This window comes from Rikenella microfusus DSM 15922, assembly GCF_000427365.1.
Classification (GTDB): Bacteria; Bacteroidota; Bacteroidia; order Bacteroidales; family Rikenellaceae; genus Rikenella; species Rikenella microfusus.
In genome coordinates this window covers 743,000-767,366 of record NZ_KE386488.1, presented here as the reverse complement: position 1 = coordinate 767,366, position 24,367 = coordinate 743,000, and the positions used below count along the sequence as shown (strand labels likewise).

The following is a 24,367-nucleotide window of genomic DNA, read 5'->3' as shown; positions in this document are numbered from 1 at the left end:
GCCGTTTGCGATATTTTTACCGGATATGGGCCGGCGGCAAGCCTGCCTGTCCGCATTACGGCCGAATTACCGGCTGGTTGTCAGTCGGTTGATTTTATGAAAAAATTTATTATCGAAAGCCGTCGTTACCGAAAAAGGTATATCTTTGCAACGATTTTAACAACATTCAATCCATACCGCTATGAAAAAACTTTTCCAATTCGTTTGCGTGGCAGCTATCGCCGCCGGTTTCGCAGCCTGCGGGGGCAACGCAGCCAACACTGAAAACGCCGACTCCACCGCTGTCGTGGAAATGAGCGAAACCGTTGTCGTGGATACCGTAGCTGTCGATACGACCGCTTGCGACACCACCGCCTGCGATTCGGCTGCCGTAGCGAAATAGCGCCGCGCTGCCCGAAGGCAGTCTGCCCGTTTTTTTGCACGCACGCAGAAAAGAAGCGTCTCTCTTTCCGGCCTTTCTTGCCGTAAGAGAGACGCTTCTTTGTTCCGGGGGGCTGTGTTCAACAACGGATGCCGGATATGGGCTTTATGCACGTCGCCGTCCGATTCCGTTTCCGCGCCTTGCGGCAAGAGGCGCGGAAAACCCAGGCAAAACGGCGCGGGCCGTCTGCGGCGCAACCCGGCCGCCGGACGGTCACTCGTCGTCCGCTCCGGCCGCTTTCAGCAGCGTAGAAACGGCTTTCGCCTTGTCGTAATACCCCATGAAGTGGGGATCGAGCACCCGGCCGTCCGGGCCGACGACCATATAATGGGGGATGCCGTTGATCCGGTATTTCGCCGCCAGTATGTTCCATTCGTCCGGCGTCAGGCGAATCTGTCGGCCCGTAATTTTGTTCTTTTCGATAAAATCGGCCGCGATCTTCTCCGGCGACTGGTCGGTCGAGGTGATGTAGACGAAATCTACCGGCTGGCCTTTCAGCTTTTCTTTGAGCCGCCAACTCTCCATCATCCCCTGTCGGCAGGGGCCGCACCCCGTGCTCCAGAAATCCACGCAGACGGCTCGCCCCCGATGTTCGCGGAGCAGGCTGTCCAACAACTTTTCCGCGCGGTCGGCCGGCACATACGGCCCTGCGGCCGCCGCCACGGGTGTCGGCCGCAGGGCATCGTTGGCATCCAGCAGGGTCGCGATCGCATACGACGAGGAGAACTCCCTCAGGATCATCGCCAGCCAACGGTTCGGGATATTCCGGTCGGTCCGTTGCAGCGTGCCGTGCAACCGCCGCGCGGCGATCAGGTCGTTCAGGAACGGCATCGGCCGCCCCCAGTAGGCCTCTCCCGACTCATACACTTGCTTTCCTTGCTGTACCATGTCCCGGGCATCGAAGAGCGTGCGGTACTTTTCGTATAGCGGCTCCCAGGCCCGTTCGTAAGCCTGTGCCGTTGCCGCGCTGTCGCCCGGCACGACGTACAGCCGGCGTTCCAACGAGTCGATCCGGGGCAGGTCTCCGGCTTCGATCGGAAACCCCTCGCGCACCAACGTGCCGAAATCCAGCGGTTCGGGCGCGGACTTCCAGTACAGAGGACAGAACTCCAACCGGTTAATCAGGTACCGGTAGCTGTCGATCCCCAACAGCCGCGGGTCGTCTAACGGCAGACGGCGGTAAAAATCATAAAACGTCGTGTCTACCGGGTCTTTTTGCGCGCGGTACATGGCATAAAGCCCCAACCGTTCGAAATTCATCACATACGGCGTCCACCGCGCCAGAAAGGCTCCCTTGCGACTAATTCCGTTTTCGGCGATATATTTTTCCGTCGCCGCCGAATCGCGGGCGGTGCGTTCGCCGATCCAGGCGCGGATACTGTCCGGAGTGGTTTGCATCAGGAACAGCTGTTCCTCGCGGCCGAACGGAAGATAGAGCCGCCGCAAGGCATTCAATTCCCGGTTCACGTATCCGTTGCGGCCCATGTATCTCGATAATTGCCCTGCGGCCGATTGCCGTTGGTCGGGAATGTCGTAGTAGAGTGTCAGCGTATCGCCGGGTTCCAGATAAAGATTGTCGTAGAAAGTGCCGGCGAGGGAAATTTGTGTCGTGACCGGATGTCCCAGCTCCACAGTCATTTCGAAAGCGCCGTCCGCCGCGATGTCCCCTACTGCCGGCAGTTCCTGGCCCGTAACGGTATTGAAACCGTAGATCTTGATCGTCCGGGCCATCGTCTCCGACGAGTAACCGTTCAGATAACCGCGCACGACGGCGATTTCGTCGCGCAGGATGCTGTCCCCGGACGGATACCCCGGATCCTCGTCCGCCGGAATCCGGTACGACGGATCGGCGATCTGCGTCCGGCTATACGGGACGAGGTTTTTGGGCGAAGTCCCGATCATCGCCGTGCTGTCTTTCCGGTTCCATCGGGCGTAGAGGGTTGCGGTACGGTCGCCGCCGCGCTCGCGCAGCCGAATGGCGGTCACTGCGCCTTCGGTGGTAATCCCGGCATAGTCCCAAAAGGTGTTTTGCCACACGGCAAGGGTCGGGTGCAGACCGTAAACCCACTGCTGACTACCGTCGACGGAGTTCCAGTTACCTTGTAATGTTTCGGGACATTGCTGCGGGGCGTCGGCGCCCCGGACGGCGAGGGACAGAATGGCTGCGAGACAGCCCAGAGTAATATGTTTCATTGCCTTTCGGGATTTGGAATATCCGAAAGGTAATGAATAATTTCAAATAATTAAATCTTTAGTTACGATTTCGGCCGTTTCAGGAAGAGGTAGGTCTTGTTCTCGGTCCCCGCCCGCAACCGCTGGATATTTTTCCGGTGCGTGATGAGCAGCACGACGGCCACGAACACGCCGAAGCCGATCTTGTAAGGGGAATGGAATCCGTCGATCAGGATAATATAGACAGGAAAGAGAACGCCCCCGGTCATCGACCCCAGCGAAACGTAGTGGGTGGCGGCGAGCACGACGATGAACGTGGCCAGCCCCAGCAGCATCGGAACGGGGGCGATGGCCAGCATACAGCCGGCCATGGTGGCCACTCCCTTGCCGCCTTTGAACCCGGCGAAGAGGGGGAATATATGGCCGAGGATAGCCGCGGCGGTCAGTCCGATCTTGAGAAAAAAGAGAGCGTCGCCCTCCAGTTCGGCAAAGTGAGACAGCATCACGGCGGCATATCCCTTAGCGGCGTCGATGACGAACACGGGCAGGGCGGCCCGCCGCCCCAGCACGCGCAGGGTGTTGGTGGCGCCTGCGTTGTGGCTGCCGTGTTCGCGCACGTCGGTGTGGTAAAACCATTTACCGATCCATACGGCGCTGGGTATCGACCCGAGCAAATATCCGGCGATTATCAATATCCCGATCGTAAGTGTCATGTCCCTTTATTTGTCTTTTCGCTATATTCCTGAACGTCCGTCAGGCGATTTATGTCAAGTAATGATTATGTGGTCTTCCCCGTTTTGCCGGCAGACCCGATTTCCGGCTGTTCCCGAGTTATTCCCCGCCCCCGCTCTCCGCGCAAGATTCCGGTTCGAGCGCCGCCGGGAAATAAAGACCGCCCGCCGGCGCACGGGAAGCCGCGGCGGTCAGGCTTCGGAAGCCGGAGGCCCGCAAGGTCATTTGGCCATTGCCGCCTCCACGTCGTCCGCCGCGATCGGCGCCCGGTGTTTGCCGATCAGCCGGTTGCCCGTCTGCGTAATCAGGATGTCGTCTTCCAGCCGGATACCTCCGAAATCGAAATAGGCGTGCAGTTTCGGGAAATTGATAAATGCCGAATTGATCTGCTCCCGTTCCCATTTTTCGATCAGCGCCGGAATGAAATAGATTCCCGGTTCCACCGTCACCACATGCCCCGGACGCAAAGCCTTGCCCATGCGCAACGCTCCCAGGCCGAACTGCGTGCTCCGTGTGGTCGCGTCGTCGTAGCCCACATATTTTTCGCCCAGCCCTTCCATGTCGTGCACGTCGAGGCCCATCTGGTGTCCCAGGCCGTGGGGCATGAACAGCGCCGCCGCGCCTGCCGCCACCGCTTCGGCCGGGTCGCCTTTCATCAACCCCAGCGCCGTCAGCCCTTCGGCGATCACCCGCATCGCTTCCAGGTGGACGCTCTGGTAAGTGACGCCCGGTCGCGCCAGTTCCTGCCCTTTGGCATTCGCCGCCAGCACGATGTCATAAATTTCCCGCTGTTTTTGCGTGAACTTTCCGCCCACGGGCAGCGTCCGCGTATGGTCGCTCGCGTAGCCCATCGCGTTCTCGGCCCCCGCGTCGATCAACAACAGTTTCCCGTTCTGCAAACGTCCGCCGTAACTCAGGTTATGCAATGTTTCGCCGTGTTGCGAAACGATGCTGCGGAACGATGTCCGTCCCCCGGCGTGCGCTGCGATCTTGTCGAGTTCCACGGCGATATCCGATTCGCCCAGCCCCTCGCGGCACATGCCCATCGCCGTCGTGTGCATCTTGTAACCCGTCAGGGATACCTCTTCCAGCTGGGCGATCTCTTCGGGTTGTTTGATTTCGCGCATCGAGACGATCGCCCGGATCAGCTCGCGCGATACATAATCTTTGAGCCGTTCCGCGGCGATGCCCAGCAAGACCGAGAGTTGCAGGCGGGTATCGCCCCGGTAGGGCGGCACGTAATGTATCTTGCGTCCTTTTTTGATCGCGCTGTTCAGGGTAGCCGCCAACTCCGGCAGGTTCCCCGACGATTTGACTCCGGCGAGCGCCGCCTGTTCGCGCACCGTGGGCTGAGGCCCCATCCAGATCAGATCGTCCAGCGTCCAGTCGTTGGCATACAGGCAATCGGTGTCGCGGTCGATGTCGATCAGTCCCACGAAACCCGGCTGCGCCAGACCGAAATAATAGAGGAAGTTGCTGTCCTGGCGGAAACCGTAGGCGTTGGACGGATAATTGACGGGAGCGTCGTTGTTGCCGGGCAGAAGGATGATGCCGCTCTTGATTTTTTTGCGCAGCGCCGCCCGGCGGGCGGTGTAGATTTCGGGTGTGAACATGGTCCGTATATGTGTATGGGGTCGTCTATACGTTACTAACGTAGAAAAACCCCGTTTTCGTTATGGCAATCGTGGGTTTCATGGCATATTTGTCGCCGACGGGCGTTTGTTCTTTCTTTGTCCGCTTATGCCGCGGGGCACCGGTTTCTTCGGACGCCTCATGCCGGCGAGGCACTTACTTTTTTGCGCGACCAAAAAAGTAAGCAAAAAAGTCGCCGGGAATGCGATTCCCCGCTCCCGACTCCCGTCGGAACGGGAAATCGCACATTCCCGGGTCGGCAGCCTCTACCCGAAACCGGTGCAGGCTAAACCGAAAGACCGGATATCCGGTCTTTCCGCCAATCCGGAGCCAGCGAGGGCAAAACCGCAGGTTGCAGCCCTGCGCCGGGGGTGGGTTGCCGTTCCGGCTTCCTCCTTGCGCCTCGGCCATACGAACAAGTTCGATGGCACTCGGCTGCTGCGTCGGTTCGGGCTGGCCGCTACGCGGATAAATAACCGGACGATTTTATCCGGTTTTCCGGCTCACGCCATCCAGCTTTAATTGTATGCAGAAATCCGGACGGAATGGCCCCTCCGGGATTTTGTCTGCGTAACGGGCGCCTTGCTTCGGACAGGTATCGCGAAACCGGGCTTCGGCGACCGTCGGGGCAAACCGGACAGACTTGCCGTTTAGAAGTTCGTCTTGAACAGGATTCGTCTCGGATATCTTTTGCGAGAGCTGAACTCTTGTGTAAAAGGTGTCGCTCGATTTTCGCTATTTTTGTCCGTGGTAAAAATAAGCATTTTTGTGCCTTTTCTCAAAAAACATGTTCCCGCGTTGTCCGTCGCCCTTCTGGTGACGGGGCTATTGGCCGCGGCGCGGACAGCAGCCCCGTTCGACCTTCTGCTCTTCGACCGTTTTCTGCCGGGACTGGGATTCGTCCAAATAGCGGGCGCCGCTGTGCTCGGTTTTTGGCTGACGGGCAAATTCCTCGACCCGGCGGCGGCTCCGCGGTGGCGGCGGCGGACGTGGCTGCTGCTCTCGGCCGTCTTTTTCGGACAGCTCCTGCTGGGACTGACCGTATCGCCCCGTTTCCTGATGACCGGCGAACTTCATTTTCCGGTACCGATGGCGATCGAAGGCGGTCTGGTTTACCGGGGAGAGTGGCGGTCGTTCATGCCGATTCTGTTCCTATCCACAATCCTGCTGTCAGGCCCGGCGTGGTGCAGCCAACTCTGTTACATGGGCGGCTGCGACCTGAACCGGGCGCAGGCGGGGAAAGGGTTCAAGGCATTTTCAGGGCCGGTCGGAGGGCGGTGGTACTTTCGGCTCGGTTCCGTCGTGCTGGTGGCGGTCGCGGCCTGGCTGCTCCGGTCGTTCGGCGCACCGGGATGGCTGGTCGTCGCGTTGGTGGCGGGCTGGGGCGCGGCGGGATGGTCGATCGTCGCCTTCGTCTCGCCGCGCAAACGCCAGATGGCGCATTGCAACCTGTTTTGCCCGATGGGGGCGATCGTATCGCTCGTCAAATGGGTCAATCCCGTCCGGCTGCGATTCGACCGGAGTCGTTGCACCCGTTGCATGCGTTGTGCGCGGGTCTGTCCTTACGCGGCGGTTACGGCCGCCGACCTCGAAAAGGGCCGTCCCGCGCCGAACTGCACGATGTGCGGGGACTGTTTTTCGGCCTGTGCGCACGGGGCGGTGGAATATCGGTTTCCCGGTCTCGGGCCGTCGAAAGCGAGAACGGTCTATCTTGTAATCGTCCTGACGTTATACGTCGTATTCCTGATGCTGGCCCGTATCTGACTTGTACACCACGGAAAGGCCGGTCGCTTTTTCCTGCGCCGAAACGTATCGGAAAAAACAGGCGGGACGACCCGGAAAGGGGGCGTCCCGCCGCAAAATCCCGCGCATGCGATACCACGCGTTACACAGTCATAATCTCTTTTTCCTTGACAGCCAGCACTTCGTCGATCTTTTTGGAGTAGCCGTCCACGATCTTCTGCACCTCTTCCTCGCCGTCTTTGGCCACGTCTTCCGGCAGGCCGTCGGCCTTGATCGCCTTCTTGATGGCTTCGATCGCCTCGCGGCGCACGTTGCGGATGCTTACGCGGGCCGATTCCGCCTCGGCCTTGATCTGTTTCATCAGCTCTTTGCGACGCTCTTCGGTCAGCGGCGGCACGTTCAGGCGGATCGTTTCGCCGTTGTTGGAGGGAGTCATTCCCAGGTTGGAATTGATGATGGCCTTTTCGATGGCTGCCAGCAGGGTTTTATCCCAGGGCTGGATCAGGATGGTGCGGGCGTCGGGCACCGTCACGCTGGCCACCTGGTTCACGGGCATCTGCGCGCCGTACGACTCCACCATCACCCCGTTCAGCACGTTGGGGCTGGCCTTGCCTGCCTTGACGGCGGCGATCTCTTCTTCGAAATGCGCGAATGCCTTTTCCATTTTCGGCTTCGCCGCGTCGATAATCTCTCGTTTCTGTCCCATATCGTTCGATTGTTATTTGTCGTATATCAATTATGTACCAGCGTGCCGATACCTGCCAGCGCGCGGTCGTCTCCGGCGGCGACTTTCTCCAGGTTGCCGGGGGTGTCCATGTCGAAGACGAAAATCGGCAGGCCGTTTTCCATGCACAGGGTGAACGCGGTCAGGTCCATCACCTTCAATCGCTTCTCGATCGCTTCGGCAAAGGTGACGGTATCGTATTTCACGGCCGAGGGGTCTTTCTCGGGGTCGGCGGTATAGACGCCGTTCACGCGCGTCCCTTTGAGCAGCACGTCGGCTTCGATCTCGACGCCGCGCAGAGCCGAGGCGGTGTCGGTGGTAAAGAACGGGTTGCCCGTACCGCCGCCGATGATGACGGTATAGCCGTCGTTCATCAGTTCGACGGCCCGGAACTTGGAATAGATCCCGGCGCCGACAGGCCCCATCGGAATGGAGGTGAGCACGCAGGCTTTGCCGCCGGCGTTTTCGATGGCGGATTGCAGGGCCAGCGAATTGATGACGGTGGCGAGCATCCCCATCTGGTCGCCCCGCACGCGGTCGAACCCTTTGCCCACGCCGCTCAGCCCGCGGAATATGTTGCCGCCGCCGATGACGATGCCGACCTGCACGCCGCTGTCGGCCACGGCCTTGATCTGGGCGGCATACGAGGCGAGCATCTGCGGGTCGAGGCCGTACCCCTGCTTCCCTTGCAGCGATTCGCCGCTGAGTTTCAATAGTATCCTTTTGTATCTCGACATATCGTATCTGTTGATTGTTCGTTTGACGATGAGAGTGGCACAAGCCTGAAAGACGCCGCGTATCTTCCATTCCGCCGGGGACACCCGGACGCTGCCCGCGCAAGGGCCGTTACCGGTCTGTTCGATCCGCAACCTGTCCCGCCTCGCCCAGCAGCTCCATCAGGCGGTCCATATCCGGCGTGAGGACGATCTCCGTGCGCCGGTTCCGCGCCCGCGCCTCTCTGTCGTTTCCCGCCGCCAACGGCACGTACTGGCTCCGTCCCGCCGCCGTAACGCGTTTCGGGTCGATCCCCTTGTTGCGCAACAGGATGCGTACCACCGCCGTCGCCCGGTGGACGCTCAGATCCCAATTATCCACGATCTGGTCGCCCTCTTTGGAACGGTACGGCAGGTTGTCCGTATGCCCCTCTACCATGATCCGGATATTCGGATTCCGAGCCAGCACCTCCGCCACCTTCTGCACCGCCCGTTCCCCTTCCGGCGACACCTCCGCCTTGCCCAGTTCGAACAACAGCTTCTCGTCCACCGACACATAAACCATCCCGCCGCGTTCCGAAACCGACAGCCCCTCGCTGTCGAAATCCTGCAACGCTTCGCCCAGCAGGCTGCGCACCTCCGCCAACGCCTGCGTGCGCTCTTTCAGCAGCGCACGCAGCTCCGCATTGGTCAGCCCTTCGGCATAATGCGTCGAATCCAGCGCGCCGTACTGCGCCTCCAGCGACGCACGCTGTTCCCGCAGCTGGTCGATCTCCGCCAGCAGGGCCGCCGAGTTGCGTTCGCACCGCAGGGCGCGCGTCTGCGTCCGGCGGTAGGTCTTCATCGACACGCACGACACTGTGCCCGTCAGCACGAAGCCCGCCATGCAGACCAGAGCGGTTATTTTTCCCGTTTTCATAAGGCGAAGGTACAAAATTTCTATCTTTGTATTTATACCGACCGATGAAATGACGGCGAAAGCTACGAAATATCTCGACCGGATCGATTCCCCGGCCGATCTGCGGAAATTGTCCGTAAACGAACTGCCCGCCTACTGCGCGGAGCTGCGGGAATTCATCATCCGTGAAGTGTCGGCCAACCCGGGCCACCTGGGGGCGAGCCTCGGCGCGGTGGAACTGGCCGTGGCGATCCATTACGTGTACGATACCCCGAACGACAAACTCGTGTGGGACGTCGGGCATCAGGCTTATGCCCACAAGATCCTTACCGGGCGGCGCGGTCTGTTTCCCACCAACCGCAAACTGGGGGGCATCAGCGGATTCCCGAAAATGAGCGAAAGCGCATACGACGCTTTCGGCGCAGGCCATTCGTCCACTTCGATATCGGCGGCCCTCGGCCTGTCGCGGGCGCTGCGGACGGCGGACGGCGGCGGGCCGAAATGCGTGGCGGTGATCGGCGACGGGGCGATGACGGGCGGTCTGGCGTTCGAAGGGCTGAACAACGCGGGAGCGGATCCCGACAACGATATTCTGGTCGTGCTGAACGACAACCGCATCTCGATCGACCCCAACGTGGGCGCCCTGAAAGAGGCGCTGCTGGATATCAGCACGTCGCGGCATTACAACCGGTTCAAGGATTCGACCTGGAAAGCCATGAACCGGGTGCCGCGCATGCGGAGGATGATCCAGAAGATGCTGAACGGGGCCAAGTCGTTTTTCCTGCACCAGAGCAACCTGTTCGAATCGTTCAACTTCCGTTATTTCGGGCCGGTGGACGGCAACGACGTGGTGGCGCTGGTCAGGGCGTTGCGCGACCTGCGCACTCTGCCGGGGCCGAAGATTCTGCACGCCCTGACCGTCAAGGGGAAAGGTTACGCCCCGGCGGAACAGGACCAGACCGAGTGGCACGCTCCGGGCCGGTTCGACCCGGAAACCGGCGAACGCCTGTCCCCGCCGTCGGCCGGCAACGGCAGCCTCCGTTTCCAGGATGTCTTCGGGCATACGCTGGTACGGCTGGCCGAGGCCGATCCCCGGATCGTGGGAATCACCCCGGCCATGCCGACGGGCTGTTCGATGAACCTGCTGATGGAACGGATGCCGGAACGGGCCTACGACGTGGGGATCGCCGAAGGGCATGCCGTCACTTTCGCCGCCGGACTGGCGGCGGGGGGTAAAATCCCGTTCTGCAACATCTATTCGTCGTTCATGCAGCGGGCGGTGGACAACGTCATCCACGACGCGGCGTTGCAGGAGCTGCCGGTCGTGCTCTGCCTCGACCGGGCGGGACTGGTGGGCGAGGACGGCGCGACGCACCACGGGGCGTTCGACCTGGCATTGCTGCGGGGCGTGCCGAACCTGACTATCGCGGCGCCGATGGACGCGACGGAACTGCGCGACCTGATGTACACCGCTTCGGCGGGTAAGGACGGCATGTGGGTGATCCGTTACCCGCGCGGCGGTTCGTTCCCGGCAAAGGTGTTGGACGAGCCGCTGACTCCGGTCGAACCGGGACGGGGACGCATCCTGCGGGAACCGGAAGGGGCGCGGGTGGCCGTCGTTTCGGTCGGGGCGATCGGAACCGAGGCGCAGGCGGCGGTATCGTCGCTCGCCGACGAAGGCATCGCGGCGGCGCATTACGACCTGCGTTTCGTCAAACCGCTCGACACGGCCCTGCTGGAGCGTATCGGGGAGAAAGGTTACCGTTATGTCGTAACGGTCGAGGACGGGGTGATCGCGGGAGGAGCGGGAAGCGCGGTGCTGGAATACTTTTCGGACCGAGGTTTTCTGACGGGCGGCCTGCGGGTCGTGCGGCTGGGGCTGCCCGACCGGTTCGTGGAACACGGGACGGTCGGGCAACTGCGTGCCTTGTGCGGCATCGACGCGGCCTCCATAGCCGACCGTATCCGGTCGCTGGCCGTCTGACCGGGAACACGGTATTTCCTGCGAAAAGTTTCCTTTATCTTCGCCTGCTCATGTCGGTGGGACATCTCCTTTTTGCTCGCCCAACCGACGGCGGCAGCCGAGTGCCATAAGGCTCACACGAATGGCCGAGACGTAAGGAGGAACCGAGCAGCGTACCGAGACCTAAAGGCCGCTTGCGGACTTTGGCGAGGAAGCCGTAGGCAACCCGAAGGCAACAAGAAAGTGCCCCGCCGGCATGAGGCGTCCGGAGCAACCGGTCCCCCGCGGCATAAACGGGTGAAGAAAAGACAACCGTCCGTCGGCGATAGACATTACGTTAAACCTACTTTTTAATTTGCAAATTCAAGGCCGGAGCCAGCGTGGACTGCTTGCAGGCCTACGCCGGGGGTGGCTCCGGCCTGACTAAGGGAGAACATTGTAATAAACCGTACGGTTAAAACTAAATTTCCGCGTTAGCGGGCGGGCCGGACGCCTCCCCACGGGAGGCCCGCAACCCTCGTAAACTCGGAGCGGTCTCCCGGGCGCCCGACCCGAATGAAAAATAACAGTACGGTTATTTATCCGCGTAGCGGTCAGCCCGAACCGACGCAGCAGCCGAGCGCCATCGAACTTGTTCGTATGGCCGAGGCGCAAGGAGGAAGCCGGAACGGCAACCCACCCTCGGCGCAGGGCTGCAACTCGCAAAGCTCGTTTGGCCCTCGCTGGCTCCGGGCGACAACATATAAGTTTAACCGTACAATTTAATATTGCGATTCGTAACGCGCCCAAGCGGCTCTGTCCCGGAAGGAGGCGCAAAACCGGAGGGGTAAAGCATTTTAACCATACGATTCATAGTTCGTGCAGCGGTTCCCCCGCCCCCGGCGGCACCATTCCTGCGCCGGACGACAGACCGGTACCTTTTCCGGAGAGGGGACGCACGAGACGGAAACCAGGATAATCGCAGAAAATAGACGCTATATGGCAAAAAAGAATAAAAGAAAACGGCGGTCGATCGTTTGGGGATCCATCGCGCTGGTCGTCATCCTGCTGATCGTCGGAAAGAAAAGCGGCGTGCTGTGGCCAGAACCGCTGGAACAGGTAACCCTCGGCAAACCCGAAGTGCGTACCATCGTGGAACTGATTTCGGCCAACGGCCGCGTGCAGCCCGTCACCGAAGTCAAGATTTCGCCCGACGTTTCCGGCGAGATCGTCGAACTGAACGTCGAAGAGGGGCAACAGGTGCGGAAAGGGATGTTATTGCTGAAGATCAAGCCCGACACCTACCAGTCGGTACAAGAGCGGGCCGAAGCCACGCTCAATTCGTCGAAAGCGCAGCTGGAGCAGGCCCGTTCGCAGTTGGTGCTGGCCGAACAAACCTACGAAAGGCAAAAACAGCTGTTCGGGCAGAAAGCCATCTCCGAGGCCGACTACCAGAGCGCCGAAGCCGAATACCGGAGCCTGCAAGCGCAGGTGCGCACCGCCGAATTCAACATCCGCAGCGCCGAAGCCTCGCTGAAAGAGGCGGAGGAAAATCTCGATAAAACCACGATCTTTGCGCCCAGCGGCGGCACCGTTTCGAAACTCGACGTCGAGCTGGGCGAGCGCGTCGTGGGAACGGCCACCATGGCCGGTACCGAGATGCTGCGCATCGCCGACCTGTCGCAGATGGAAGTGCGGGCCGACGTGAATGAGAACGACATCGTGCGCGTAGAGCTGGGCGACACCGCCTCGATCGAAGTGGACGCCTATATGGGCCGCAAGTTCGAAGGCGTGGTGACCCGTATCGCCAATACGGCGACCGGCAGCGAAACCGCGACCTCGTCGGACCAGGTGACCAACTTCGAGGTCCGGATCTACATCCTTCCGGAGTCGTATGCCGATCTGGTGCGCGACGACGGGCAGGGCGGACAGCTCTCTCCTTTCCGGCCCGGCATGTCGGCTACCGTGGACATACGGACCGATACCCGGCGGGCGCTTTCGGTGCCGATTCAGGCCGTGACCACGCGTCCCGGGGCGGCGAACGAAGAAGTCGTATTCGCATATCGGGCCGACAGCTCGCAGGTGCGTATGCTGCCGGTGCGGACCGGTATCCAGGACAAACAATTCATCGAAGTGTCGGGCGAAGGGCTGGATACGACGGTACGGGTCGTAACGGCGCCGTTCACGGCAATTTCCAAGAAGCTGACCGACGGTCAGCAGGTAAAGCCGGTGGCATCGCTGGCAACCGCGGAGACCGGAAAATAAACCGCGGAAAGCCGGTCGCGCGCTTTGCCCGGCGCGGGCAGGGAGCGCCCGAATCGCTTCGTACACAAGGGCGCCGCCGAGGAAAAGACAAGTTATATCGAAACGATAAATGGCACTGATATTATCCATAGAGACCGGCACGGAAATCTGCTCCGTAGCCCTGGCCAAAGACGGAGAGATGATCTCGCTGCGCGAAAGCGGCGGCGAAGGGCGCGCGCACGCCAATAATCTGGGCGTCTATATCGACGAGGTATTGCGCGAGAACGACATGGACGCCGACGAACTGGACGCGGTGGCCGTCGGCGGGGGGCCGGGTTCCTACACCGGCCTGCGGATCGGCGTTTCGACCGCCAAAGGCATGTGCTACGCGCTGGGAATGCCGCTGATCGCGGTGGACTCGCTCAAAGCGCTGGCCAACATCGCGATGGAAGAGTATGAGGCGGGCATCGTGGACATTGAACATCCGCAGACCGCGGTGCTGGCCCCGATGATCGACGCCCGGCGCATGGAAGTCTATACGCGTCTGTTCGATACCGCACTGAACCCGCTCGGCGAGACCAGCGCCCATATCCTGACTCCGGAGAGTTTCGCGGATATTTTCGCGGCGGGACACGAATTGCTGGTTTTCGGCAACGGTGCTCGGAAATGCGCCGACCTGCTGCCCCAGGCCCGGTTCGCGCGGGTAACGTCGTCGGCCCGGGGACTGGTGACGCTGGCCGAGGCGGCTTTCAACGCCGGCGATTTCGTCGATACGGCCTACTACGAACCCTATTACCTGAAGGACTTCGTAGCGACCCGCAGCAAACGCGATGCGCTCGGACTGCCGAACGCTAAATAGGAGAACGGGCGGGGCTGCCGGGCCATTGACGACCGTTCGACGGAGAACCGCCGCAGGAACGGGCGGAAATCGGCCGAAAGCCGTCCGGGCTTCGGTTTTATAACCGGTAAAGTAAAAGACGAAATGCAGCATTACATCAAATGCAACCATTGCGGCAGGCTGGTGGAGATCAAATCGCAGTACATGGTCTTCTGCCCGGTTTGCAAGCGTAAGATGGACAACTGTTTCGCCGAATGGAGCAAACGCAATCCGGGACGGGAGTTCGGCGAGTACCTCGGCGAGCTGGCGGTAAGCAGCACCGCGCTCGAAGGGGTGCGCGAACAGCGGAAAATCGGCCGCGCTATCATGCGGGGCAAAGCCGCCCGCCGGGCCTTGCTGGCGCTGGGGATCGCCGTGCTGGTCACGGCGGTCGGCATCGTCGGCTACCGGGCGTGGAACCGCGACAACCGCAGCGCGTCGATCGCGGCCCTGCTGGACAAAGCGTGGCAGATCGGTTATTACGACGACCTGGGAGCCACGCTCAAGTTTCCGTTCCCGCTCGAAAAAGATGCGGCTTTCTCGGCAGACTCCCTGCAAAGAGAGAACGACTCTCTGACGGCGGATACCCTGCAACGGCAGGTGGTGCTCGGAGCGGTCAGCCGGCGGTGGGCCGAGCCGGGGACGGTGAGCGTGACGGCCAGCCGGATCGATTACCAGCCCGACTTCGGGGTGGACCGGGATATCGCCACGCGCCAGATTCTGCTCGGCATGTTGCAGGAGAACGGCTTGCAGGGGTTCGAATTTTTCCGCAACGACTATTCTATTCCCAATATCGAGGCGCGGAGCCTGTCGGGAAGCTACCTGCTGGGGGTCGAAGCGTTCGAATTTCGGGCGCTGATGGCTCAGTACGGACATACGGTATGGTATTTCATGGTCGCTTATCCCCGTTCGAAACCCGAAGGGCTGCTGGTGGCCGAACGTTTTTTCAAAGGAATCCTGATCGACCGCCGGCTGACGGGAGAACCGGCCCGGTAGCGGCGGAATCCGTCCGTACCGGCCTGTCGGCGGGAATTTCCGGCGTGCGGACGGCGCCGCCGGAGCCGGATGTTCCGGAACAGACCATCGAAACCGACTTCTTTACCGGCAGATTTTCACGGGAATATACTAACTTTGCGGCGGGATTGCCATCCCGAAGACGAATCACCACTTATCCGCCATGAACAAAACCGCCGCCTATAAATTCACCATTATAGTTCCCGTATATAACGAAGAAGACAACATCTACGCCCTCGAAGAACGTCTGAGGAGGTACCTTCCTCAGGCTGCACAAGAGGGGTATCCCTCCTGTGTGCTGTTCGTAAACGACGGTTCGAAGGACGCTTCGCCGGAACGTCTGCGCGAGATTTGCGGGCGCAACGAACATTTCTATTATCTCGACCTGGAAAAGAACAGCGGCCTCAGCGCGGCGATGAAGGCCGGGATCGACGCCTCGTTTTCGGAATACGTGGGTTACATGGATGCCGATTTGCAGACCACGCCGGAAGATTTCGACCTGCTCCTGCCCCATATGGGCGAGTACGAGATGGCGATGGGCATCCGCACCGGCCGCAAGGACTCGTTCGTGAAAAACATGTCGTCGAAAATCGCCAACGGATTCCGCCGGATGATGACCCACGACGGGGTGGAGGATACCGGCTGCCCGCTCAAGGTGCTGCGGACCGATTACGCCAAACGGATCCCGTTCTTTACCGGCATGCACCGCTTCCTGCCCGCCCTGATCCAGTTGCAGGGGGCTCGGGTGAAACAGGTTCCGGTGCGGCATTTCCCGCGCATGGCCGGATATTCGAAATACCACCTGTGGAACCGGCTGACAGGGCCGTTCATGGACTGTTTCGCTTACCGCTGGATGCGCAAGCGTTATATCAACTACCGCACGGCGGGCAATAACCTCGAATAGGCCGCGCCGGTATGTTGCTCTACGTCGTCGGATTTCTCGCGCAGGTCTTTTTCTCGGCCCGTATCCTGCTCCAGTGGATACTCTCCGAACGCGCCAAGCGCGTGGTGTCGCCTTCGATCTTCTGGATACTGAGCCTCGCCGGTTCCTACCTGCTGTTCATCTACGGGTGGATGCGCGACGATTTCGCCATCGTGCTGGGACAGGTCATTTCGTATTATATCTATATCTGGAACCTGAGCGCCAAAGGGGTGTGGGCCAAAGTGCCCGGAATCGCCCGGGCGCTGCTGTTGGTTACGCCTGTGGTAGCCATCGGGTTCGCCGTGAGCCATGCCGATACCTTTGTCCACGACTTTTTCCGGAACGAAAAGGTGCCCCTGTGGCTTTTGCTGTTCGGCTCGGTCGGGCAGGTCATTTTCACGCTGCGGTTCGTTTATCAGTATTTTTATTCGCGGCGGCGGGGCGAATCGGTACTGCCTGTCGGCTTCTGGATCATCAGCCTGACCGGTTCGGCGGCTATCGTCGCTTACGGTATCGTGCGTCATGACCCGGTGCTGATTCTCGGTCAGTCGGTCGGTTTTATCGCCTATACGCGCAATATTTTGATATACAGAAAAGCCCGTGCGGCTTCGGCCGGCAACGGCGGATAGCCGACCGCCCGGTACGGAAAGAGTTTGATTGATCGAGGGCGGCTACGGCCTGGCAAAGGGAGAATTTCGTTCCTATGTGTAAAGGACCGCAGGCTGCGGGGAGCGGAAACGAGCCGGCCTCCACGGTGGAAGGTTGCGCCCGCACTGGCGCGGCAACGTTATTTAAACCGTACAGTTATTTGCCGAGGGTCGCAGCCTGCGGAGAACGTGAACGAGCACCGCGAGCGAGCGGGCCTCCGCGGGGCGAGGCTGCGGCCCGCGCGACCTAAAGGTCGCAAAACATGTCCCGGCCATTTAACCGTAGGTTTAATTGTAATGTCTGTCGCCGACGGGCGTTTGTTTTTTCTGCGCCCGCCCGTGCCGCGGGGGCACTTTCTTTCTTGGGCGACCAAGAAAGAAAGCAAAGAAGTCGCCGGGAATGCGATTCCCCGTTCCTGCCTCCCGTCGGACCGGGAAATCGCACATTCCCGGGTCGGCAACCTCTGCCCGACTTCGGTTTCAACGTAAGAAGCCGAGAGTACTTTAGACAGTACGGTTAATGCGCTTTTCCCCGGACCCAGACGGCACCGGCCCGGGAAGCCCGTAAAACGAGACAACCCTAACGAAATATCCGACACCGACCATGCGAAAATATCTCGATACGATAGACTGGGGACGCTACCTGCTGCTTTTTATCGCAGTACTGCCGCTGTTCGTCTTCCGGGACTTTACCAAAGCCAACGAACTGCGTTACCTGAGCATCGCCGACGAAGCGATCCGCGACGGCCATCTCTTCGCGTTCTACAACCACGGCGCGGCCTATGCCGACAAACCGCCCCTCTACCTTTGGCTCGTGATGCTGGGACGGACGATCTTCGGCGACAACATGGCCGGCCTGATGACCTGGATGAGCCTCTTTTCGGTCGTACCCGCACTGGTCGTCCTCCGAATCATGAACCGCTGGGTACGGCCCCTCGTGCCCGGCGTCCCGGCCCGACGGGCCGGACAGCTGATGCTCTATACCAGCGTCTATTTCATCGGCTCCGCCGTGGTGCTGCGCATGGACATGATGATGTGCATGTTCATTGTGCTGGCCCTGCACACTTTCTGGCGGATATACAGCGGGGAGTCCGACCGGGAGAACCGCCTGCGGCGCGACCGGTTGCTTTTCCCCCTCTGGGTCTTCCTGGCCGTCTTCACGAAGGGGCCGGTCGGCATATTGGTGCCGTTGGTGACGGTGATCGTTTTCCTGGCGTTGAAACGGGAATGGCGTAAAATAGGAACCTATTGGGGCTGGCGGACATGGGGCATTCTGCTCGGTCTGTGCGTCGTATGGTTCGGGGCGGTCTATGCCGAAGGCGGTACGGCCTATCTGGATAACCTGCTGGTCAAACAGACGGCCGGCCGGGCGGTGGACGCTTTCCACCACAAAGCCCCGATCTGGTATTACGGCGTTTCGATCTGGTACTCGCTGGCTCCCTGGTCGCTGCTGGCGATCGGCGTGCTGGTCTGGGGGCTGTGCCGTTGGCGGCGGATGGCGCTCACCGACCTCGAACGGCTGTTCCTCGTGGCGGCGCTCTCCACCTTCGCCGTGTTGTCGATGGTCAGTTCCAAAATCCAGATCTACCTGCTGCCGGCTTTCCCGTTTTTCATCTATATCGCGGTGATTTGGATTGCCAAAGCGGGCGTTCGCCGGTGGATGAAATGGCTGGTCGGCGTTCCGGCGGGCGTACTGACGCTGACCCTGCCGGGGCTGTTCGTTGCCGCGAAGCAGATCGATTTTCCGTTGCTCGACTCGATGTTCGTGCCGGTGGGAGCGGCACTGGCGACGCTGGCTTCCGTCGCGTGTCTCGTATGGCTGTGGCGCGGGCGGCTCCATACGGCGATCACCACGCTGGCGGGCGGGCTGCTGGCGACGATCTTCACCGTATCGTTCGCCGTGCCGCAGTTCAACGGTTATCTCGGTATGGGCGACGTCTGCGGCGCGGCCAAAGCGGTGGGCGACGTGGCCGGGATAGAACGTTATTATACCTATGACATCGACCGTGCGGAAAATATCGACGTCTATCTGGGACGGCCGGTGGTGCTGCTGGAAACGCCGCAGGAACTCGAATCGGTCGAACGGGGGATCGTCATCACCTACAAGGAACGGATCGGAACGGACGAGGCGCTGACCCGCGCTTTCGCCGGGCAGGAGGTGCACCGGGTGGGGGATTACGCTTTCGGAGTCATCCATAAAAACGACGAACGATGAAAATACTGGTTACCGGCGCTGCCGGATTTATCGGGTACCATACCGTCCGCCGGTTGGCGGAACGGGGCGACGAGGTGGTGGGGCTCGACAATATCAACGACTATTATGCCGTGGGGCTGAAGCATGCCCGTCTGGCGGAGTCGGGGATTGCGGGGACGGAGTCGCTCGCGGAACACTCGTTTGCGGCGAGTTCCGTACTGCCCGGCTACCGTTTCGTCCGGGCCGACCTGACGGACAAGGCGTTTATCGACGCCCTGTTCGAAACCGAGCGGTTCGATGCGGCGGTCAATCTGGCGGCGCAGGCCGGGGTGCGTTATTCGATCGAGAACCCGTATGCTTACATCCAAAGCAATATCGCAGGCTTCCTGAACGTTCTGGAAGCGTGTCGGCATTTCCCCGTCCGGCACCTGGTCTATGCCAGTTCGAGCAGCGTTTACGGGTTGAACGAGAAAGTGCCGTATGCGGAAACGGACATGACCGACCGGCCGGTGAGCCTTTACGCGGCGACCAAAAAGTCGAACGAACTGATGGCCCACGCCTATTCCAAACTGTACGGGATTCCGGCGACGGGGTTGCGTTTTTTTACGGTTTACGGGCCGTGGGGACGGCCCGACATGTCCCCGTCGCTGTTTCTGGGCGCGATTCTGGAGGGAAGGCCGATCCGGGTGTTCAACCACGGCGACATGTATCGTGATTTCACCTATATCGACGACATCGTAACGGGGGTGTGCGCGGTGCTCGACGCGCCTCCGGCCGCGAATGCGGACGGGGTGGCGGCGGCCGTTTACAATATCGGCAACAGCGAACCGGTAGCTCTGGCGGACTTCATCGGAGCGATCGAACGGGCGGCTGGACGCGAGGCGGTCAAAGAGTTTCTCGACATGCAACCGGGCGACGTTTACCGCACCTATGCGGATACTTCGGCGCTGGAGCGCGATCTCGGTTATCGCCCCGCGACGCCGTTGCAGGAGGGGATCGACCGGTTCTGCCGCTGGTATCGGGCGTATCACCGGCTGCCGTAGCGTGTTCGGACTTTTATCAGGATTTGCACGGCCTCAGGGCGGAATGCGGAAGCAGTAGCGGGAGGAGGCGCGTTGCCTGTTTCGGGGTAACTGCCGTGAATGTGGCGTTCTTCGCAGCCTGCGGCTCTTTAACGAACGTATGGTTAAGGGGGATATTTGAGGGCGCGCAGGCCGGACTGTAACTATCTGCGCTTCCTCAGGGATCTGACCTTGCAATAACTGTACGGTTAAATGGCCGGGACATGTTTTGCGACCTTTAGGTCGCGCGGGCCGCAGCCTCGCCCTGCGGAGGCCCGCTCGCTCGCGGTGCTCGTTCACGGTCTCCGCAGGCTGCGACCCTCGGCAAATAACTGTACGGTTATTTTTCATTCGGGTCGGGCGCCCGGGAGACCGCTCCGAGTTTACGAGGGTTGCGGGCCTCCCGACGGGGAGGCGTCCGGCCCGCCCGCTGACGCGGAAACTTATATTTTAACCGTACGGTTATATTTCATTTGGGCCGGATGCCTGAGGAAGCCGGGTAGTTACGGCGCGGTTCAAGTGCCGAGCGGTGCCGGGCTTTCCGTAGGGTGGAGGCATTTTCCGGAGACGGGATCGGAGAGAAGCCCGTACTTCCGCCAACCGGTCCGGCGGCTGCCGGGATTCACTGGAGAGAAAAAAGATGGACAGCGACGAAAACATACGTCAGAGCGTCAGAGAAAAAGTAGCCCTGTTGCCCGACAGCCCCGGCGTGTACCAGTTCCTCAACGCCGAAGGGATCGTCATATACGTGGGCAAAGCCAAGAACCTCAAGCGCCGCGTAAGCTCCTATTTCGTATCGAGAGCCGACCATACCCGTAAAGTGCAGGTCATGGTGCGTCAGATCGCCGACCTGCGGCATATCGTCGTAGGGAGCGAAGCCGACGCCCTGCTGCTCGAAAACAACCTAATCAAAGAGCTTCAGCCCAGATACAATATCCTGCTCAAGGACAGCAAAAGCTATCCGTGGATCGTCGTCAAGAACGAACCCTTTCCGAGAATCTTTTCCACCCGCAAATTCGTCCGGGACGGCTCCGCTTATTTCGGCCCCTATTCGTCCGTGACCATGCAACGCGCCGTGCTGGAGCTGATCCGCGGGCTGTACCCCTTGCGTACCTGCAAACTGAACCTCAGCCCTCAGGCCGTCTCCCGCGGTACCTATTCCGTCTGCCTCGAATACCATATCGGCAACTGCAAAGGGCCGTGCGTGGGATACCAGAGCGAAGAGGATTACGCCGGGAGCATCGCCGGGGCCAAAAACATATTGCGCGGCGACCTGCGGCCCGCCGAAGAGTATTTTACGGCCGAAATGAAACGACTGGCCGAAGGACTCCATTTCGAACAGGCCGCCCGCGTCAAGGACAAGCTGGAGATGCTCTCCAGTTACAGCAGCCGGTCGGTCATCGTCAGCGCTACGCTGACCAACCTGGAGGTCGTCTATGTCCTGAACGACGAGGGGGCGTCGTTCTGCAACCACATGCGGATCGTGCACGGAGCCGTGGTGCATTCGTTCACCTTCGAGATGCGGGGACGACTGGACGAGTCGCCCGACGAACTGCTCGCTTTCGCTTTGGGGCAGGTATTTTCCCAGGCACGGGAAGAGGGTATTCCGCTGCCCCGCGAAGTGATCGTGCCGATGATGCCCGATGCGGAACTGTTCCCGACCGTGAATTTTACCGTTCCCCAGCGGGGCGATAAGCTGGAGCTGCTCCGGCTGGCCGAGAAGAACTGCAAGCTGGCCCGCCTCGAAAAATTCAAACAGATCGAGAAGACCGACCCCGACCGCCATACGGACCGGATCATGGCCAAGATGCAAAAAGACCTGAACCTGCCCGTGGAACCGCGCTACATCGAGTGTTTCGACAACTCCAATATTCAGGGGACCAACCCCGTCGCTTCGTGCGTCGTGTTCCGGGACGGGAGGCCGAGCAAAAAGGATTATCGTCACTTCAACATCAAGACCGTCGTCGGCGCCAACGACTTCGCTTCGATGGAAGAGGTGCTGACGCGCCGTTACGGGCGTTTGATCGAAGAGGGACAGCCGCTGCCCGACCTGATCGTGATCGACGGCGGCAAAGGGCAGCTTTCGTTCGCGTTCGCGGCGCTGGAAAAGCTGGGGCTGAGGGGGAAAGTGTCGGTCGTGGGGCTGGCCAAACGGATGGAAGAGGTCTATTATCCCGGCGATCCGTTCCCGCATTATCTGGACAAGACGGGCGAGTCGCTCCGCATTCTGATGCATATCCGCGACGAGGCGCACCGCTTCGGCATCACTTTCCACCGCCAAAAGCGGTCGATCAATTTCCTGAAATCGGAACTGGAGAACGTGCCGGGGCTGGGCAGGACGTCGATCGAACGCCTGCTCAAGAAATATCGCACCCTCTCCCGGATGGCCCGCACGCCGGAGGCGGAGCTGGCGGAACTGATCGGCGCGGGTCGGGCGCGGATCCTGCTGGACTATCTCGGCAACCGGAGTTCCGGAGATAAACGGCCGGAATCCTGACCGCGTCGGCCATCCATTCATTGCCGCGGGTTATCCGAACAGGTCGGACACGGCGGTCGGAGGGGCGAGATGGAAAGTCCGGATGCCCAGTTCGCGGGCGGCGTCCGTGTTGGGGCTGTTGTCGTCGATGAAAAGGGTTTCCGGGGCGCGGAGACCCTCTTCCCGGAGTACGGCGAGGTAGATCTCCGGGGCGGGTTTGCGCAGGTGCATCTCGTCGGACCAGAAACAGCGGTCGAAATAACTTTCGAAGGGTCTCCCTGCGGGATTGCCGCGGTCGAACCGGTCGATGAAACATCTCCGGTGGGGCAGGTTGGTGTTGCTGAGCAGGAATATGCGTCGTCCTTCGGCACGCAGGCGGTCGAGCAGTTCGAACCGCCGCCAGTCGTAAGGCAGCAGCATGGCGTTCCAGGCATCGAGCAGCTGCGCGGGAGCCGGGACGGGATTTCCGTCGGGAACGAGCGCTTGCAGCTGTTCGACGAACTGCCGTTCCGTGATCTGTCCGAGTTCGAGCCGCAGGAATACCCCGGCGTTGCGGGGATGGGTATCGAAAGGATCGAGGCCGGGGAGGCCCAGGGCCGCGAAAGCGGCGACCGTGCGGCGGATGTCGATGTCGAGCAATACGCCGCCGAAATCGAAAATAAGATTCCGGATTCCGTCGGTCATAGCGGTTTTCTGTGGCATGGTCGGGGCGGGCGATTTGGATATTCTGGCGTAAAAGTATATTTTTGCACACGTATTCTCAGACCCCGTATTCGCGGGCGACAGAGAAGGGCCTATAGCTCAGTTGGTTAGTAGCACCTGACTCATAATCAGGGGGTCGCTGGTTCAAGCCCAGCTGGGCCCACACCCGTTACGGAAAAGCGTCCGCGGACAACCGGTCTGCGGACGCTTTTTCTTGTATTTGCCGGGACAGTCCGGGGCCGCCGCGAACGGGAAACGGCGGGCCTCAGGATTCGAAATGGCCGCCTGCACGGTATTCTTTGGGCGATATGCCCTCATGGCGCTTGAAATAACGTCCCATGTATGACTGATCCGGAAAATTGAGGCGGTCGGAAATTTCCTGTATGCTCAGTTCGGTCGATTGCAGCAGTACCTTGATCTCCAGCAGGGCGAAATTGTCGATGATCATCTTGGCCGAGGCTCCGCTCACATGGCGGCAGATACTGGTCAGATATTTGGTCGAAATGCAGAGCTTGTCGGCATAGAACGAGACCTCCCGTTCAGACGAGGAATATTCGTGCACCAGCGTCATGAACTTCTTGAAGAGTTCGTCCTGCCGGTTGCTTCCTTCGATTTGCTGGCGGCCGAAAAAACGGTAGGATTTGTCGTAAATGTCCAGCAGGAAACAACGGAGCTGGTTTTTGGCGATCAGGTCCCGGTACCGGTTCTGTTTGTCCGAATAGACCGCTTCCGTGGTCTGCATCATCCCGTTCGCGGCGCCGGTGTTTTCTTTCGGCGGGACGTAGCAGGGGTGTTCTTTCAGGAATCCGAAGAAACCCGGCTCCATCCGGAACGACGCTTCGTGGAACATGTTCAGCGGAAACCCGAAAAGCGAGATGGTGAAATCGTCGCTGATCCGGTTGATCCGGAAGATCGTTTTGGGCAGGAGCACGACCTCGGTTTCCGGACCGATCTCGTAATCTTTCAGGTCGATGTTCACGCTGGCCGTTCCCTGCCGGCAGATGAAAATGGCCCCTCCCTCCAGTTTCCACAGCCGGTTCGTCGTATGTGTCAGGTTGTAAGTCCCCGCAATGAAAGTTTTTTGCAGCAGGACCCGTTCCGAATTGTTCTGTTTCATCGCTCGTTGCATCGAAGAGGGGCAAAAATAGTGATTTTCACCGACTACGCAAGGCAACTTGTTCCGAAAATGAACAAAACTGAGCGTGGCATGAATAGTTTTCACGAGCGGAAACGTTTTATATTTGTAACCAAAA

Annotated in this window: 19 protein-coding genes and 1 tRNA gene; 12 read left to right on the top strand and 8 right to left on the bottom strand. The window is 60.2% G+C overall.

Annotation, left to right across the window (positions count from 1 at the left end):
- The first annotated feature begins 181 nt into the window (after window positions 1-181).
- Window positions 182-382 carry a hypothetical protein gene (locus RIKMI_RS0104360; RefSeq protein ID WP_027290598.1) on the top strand — a complete coding sequence of 67 codons (201 nt, stop codon included), beginning with the start codon at window positions 182-184 and terminating at the stop codon, window positions 380-382.
- A 252-nt stretch (window positions 383-634) separates the two neighbouring features.
- Here the strand turns inward: RIKMI_RS0104360 and RIKMI_RS0104355 are convergent, their stop codons facing one another.
- From RIKMI_RS0104355 to RIKMI_RS0104340, 3 genes are all read right to left on the bottom strand, one after another.
- Window positions 635-2,614 (bottom strand): TlpA family protein disulfide reductase, encoded by a 1,980-nt coding sequence (locus RIKMI_RS0104355; RefSeq protein ID WP_027290597.1) that lies wholly within the window; start codon window positions 2,612-2,614, stop codon window positions 635-637.
- 62 nt (window positions 2,615-2,676) lie between these two features.
- Window positions 2,677-3,306 (bottom strand): glycerol-3-phosphate 1-O-acyltransferase PlsY, encoded by a 630-nt coding sequence (gene plsY / locus RIKMI_RS0104350; protein ID WP_027290596.1) that lies wholly within the window; start codon window positions 3,304-3,306, stop codon window positions 2,677-2,679.
- 240 nt (window positions 3,307-3,546) lie between these two features.
- Window positions 3,547-4,938 (bottom strand): aminopeptidase P family protein, encoded by a 1,392-nt coding sequence (locus RIKMI_RS0104340; RefSeq protein ID WP_027290595.1) that lies wholly within the window; start codon window positions 4,936-4,938, stop codon window positions 3,547-3,549.
- A gap of 787 nt (window positions 4,939-5,725) precedes the next feature.
- Between RIKMI_RS0104340 and RIKMI_RS0104330 the strand changes: the two genes are divergently transcribed.
- The gene (locus RIKMI_RS0104330) at window positions 5,726-6,721 is read left to right on the top strand and encodes a 4Fe-4S binding protein (protein ID WP_027290593.1); all 996 of its coding nucleotides are present in this window, start codon (window positions 5,726-5,728) and stop codon (window positions 6,719-6,721) included.
- Window positions 6,722-6,842: 121 nt separating this feature from the next.
- Here the strand turns inward: RIKMI_RS0104330 and frr are convergent, their stop codons facing one another.
- From frr to RIKMI_RS13010, 3 genes are all read right to left on the bottom strand, one after another.
- The gene (frr, locus tag RIKMI_RS0104325; protein WP_027290592.1) at window positions 6,843-7,406 is read right to left on the bottom strand and encodes a ribosome recycling factor; all 564 of its coding nucleotides are present in this window, start codon (window positions 7,404-7,406) and stop codon (window positions 6,843-6,845) included.
- Window positions 7,407-7,432: 26 nt separating this feature from the next.
- The gene (pyrH, locus tag RIKMI_RS0104320; RefSeq protein WP_027290591.1) at window positions 7,433-8,161 is read right to left on the bottom strand and encodes a UMP kinase; all 729 of its coding nucleotides are present in this window, start codon (window positions 8,159-8,161) and stop codon (window positions 7,433-7,435) included.
- 109 nt (window positions 8,162-8,270) lie between these two features.
- Complete coding sequence (locus RIKMI_RS13010) at window positions 8,271-9,056, bottom strand: OmpA/MotB family protein (protein WP_051214344.1); 786 nt, start codon at window positions 9,054-9,056, stop codon at window positions 8,271-8,273.
- Window positions 9,057-9,105: 49 nt separating this feature from the next.
- Between RIKMI_RS13010 and dxs the strand changes: the two genes are divergently transcribed.
- The 9 genes from dxs (at window position 9,106) to uvrC (ending at window position 22,433) form a co-directional block, all read left to right on the top strand.
- Complete coding sequence (dxs, locus tag RIKMI_RS0104310; protein WP_027290590.1) at window positions 9,106-11,019, top strand: 1-deoxy-D-xylulose-5-phosphate synthase; 1,914 nt, start codon at window positions 9,106-9,108, stop codon at window positions 11,017-11,019.
- 957 nt (window positions 11,020-11,976) lie between these two features.
- Complete coding sequence (locus RIKMI_RS0104305; protein ID WP_027290589.1) at window positions 11,977-13,242, top strand: efflux RND transporter periplasmic adaptor subunit; 1,266 nt, start codon at window positions 11,977-11,979, stop codon at window positions 13,240-13,242.
- Between the two features lie 109 nt (window positions 13,243-13,351).
- Window positions 13,352-14,080 carry a tRNA (adenosine(37)-N6)-threonylcarbamoyltransferase complex dimerization subunit type 1 TsaB gene (gene tsaB, locus RIKMI_RS0104300; protein WP_027290588.1) on the top strand — a complete coding sequence of 243 codons (729 nt, stop codon included), beginning with the start codon at window positions 13,352-13,354 and terminating at the stop codon, window positions 14,078-14,080.
- 123 nt (window positions 14,081-14,203) lie between these two features.
- Window positions 14,204-15,094 carry a hypothetical protein gene (locus RIKMI_RS0104295; protein ID WP_027290587.1) on the top strand — a complete coding sequence of 297 codons (891 nt, stop codon included), beginning with the start codon at window positions 14,204-14,206 and terminating at the stop codon, window positions 15,092-15,094.
- A gap of 181 nt (window positions 15,095-15,275) precedes the next feature.
- A complete protein-coding gene (locus RIKMI_RS0104290) occupies window positions 15,276-16,016 on the top strand; it encodes a glycosyltransferase family 2 protein (RefSeq protein WP_027290586.1) in 741 nt (246 codons plus the stop codon).
- 11 nt (window positions 16,017-16,027) lie between these two features.
- Window positions 16,028-16,663, top strand: a complete 636-nt coding sequence (locus RIKMI_RS0104285) for a lipid-A-disaccharide synthase N-terminal domain-containing protein (RefSeq protein ID WP_037291496.1) — start codon at window positions 16,028-16,030, stop codon at window positions 16,661-16,663.
- 622 nt (window positions 16,664-17,285) lie between these two features.
- Window positions 17,286-18,896, top strand: coding sequence for an ArnT family glycosyltransferase (locus RIKMI_RS0104275; protein ID WP_051214342.1), 1,611 nt, complete (start codon window positions 17,286-17,288; stop codon window positions 18,894-18,896).
- Window positions 18,893-19,918 carry an NAD-dependent epimerase gene (locus tag RIKMI_RS0104270; protein ID WP_027290582.1) on the top strand — a complete coding sequence of 342 codons (1,026 nt, stop codon included), beginning with the start codon at window positions 18,893-18,895 and terminating at the stop codon, window positions 19,916-19,918. Before RIKMI_RS0104275 ends, RIKMI_RS0104270 begins: the two co-directional genes overlap by 4 nt.
- Window positions 19,919-20,576: 658 nt before the next feature.
- Entirely contained in the window at window positions 20,577-22,433 is a 1,857-nt protein-coding gene (gene uvrC, locus RIKMI_RS0104265; protein ID WP_027290581.1) for an excinuclease ABC subunit UvrC, read from the top strand.
- 30 nt (window positions 22,434-22,463) lie between these two features.
- Here the strand turns inward: uvrC and RIKMI_RS0104260 are convergent, their stop codons facing one another.
- A complete protein-coding gene (locus RIKMI_RS0104260) occupies window positions 22,464-23,096 on the bottom strand; it encodes an HAD family hydrolase (protein WP_027290580.1) in 633 nt (210 codons plus the stop codon).
- A 106-nt stretch (window positions 23,097-23,202) separates the two neighbouring features.
- Between RIKMI_RS0104260 and RIKMI_RS0104255 the strand changes: the two genes are divergently transcribed.
- Window positions 23,203-23,277: transfer RNA gene (locus RIKMI_RS0104255), tRNA-Ile, on the top strand.
- Between the two features lie 102 nt (window positions 23,278-23,379).
- Here RIKMI_RS0104255 and RIKMI_RS0104250 read toward each other — a convergent pair.
- Window positions 23,380-24,231, bottom strand: coding sequence for a helix-turn-helix domain-containing protein (locus RIKMI_RS0104250; RefSeq protein WP_027290579.1), 852 nt, complete (start codon window positions 24,229-24,231; stop codon window positions 23,380-23,382).
- Window positions 24,232-24,367 lie beyond the last annotated feature (136 nt).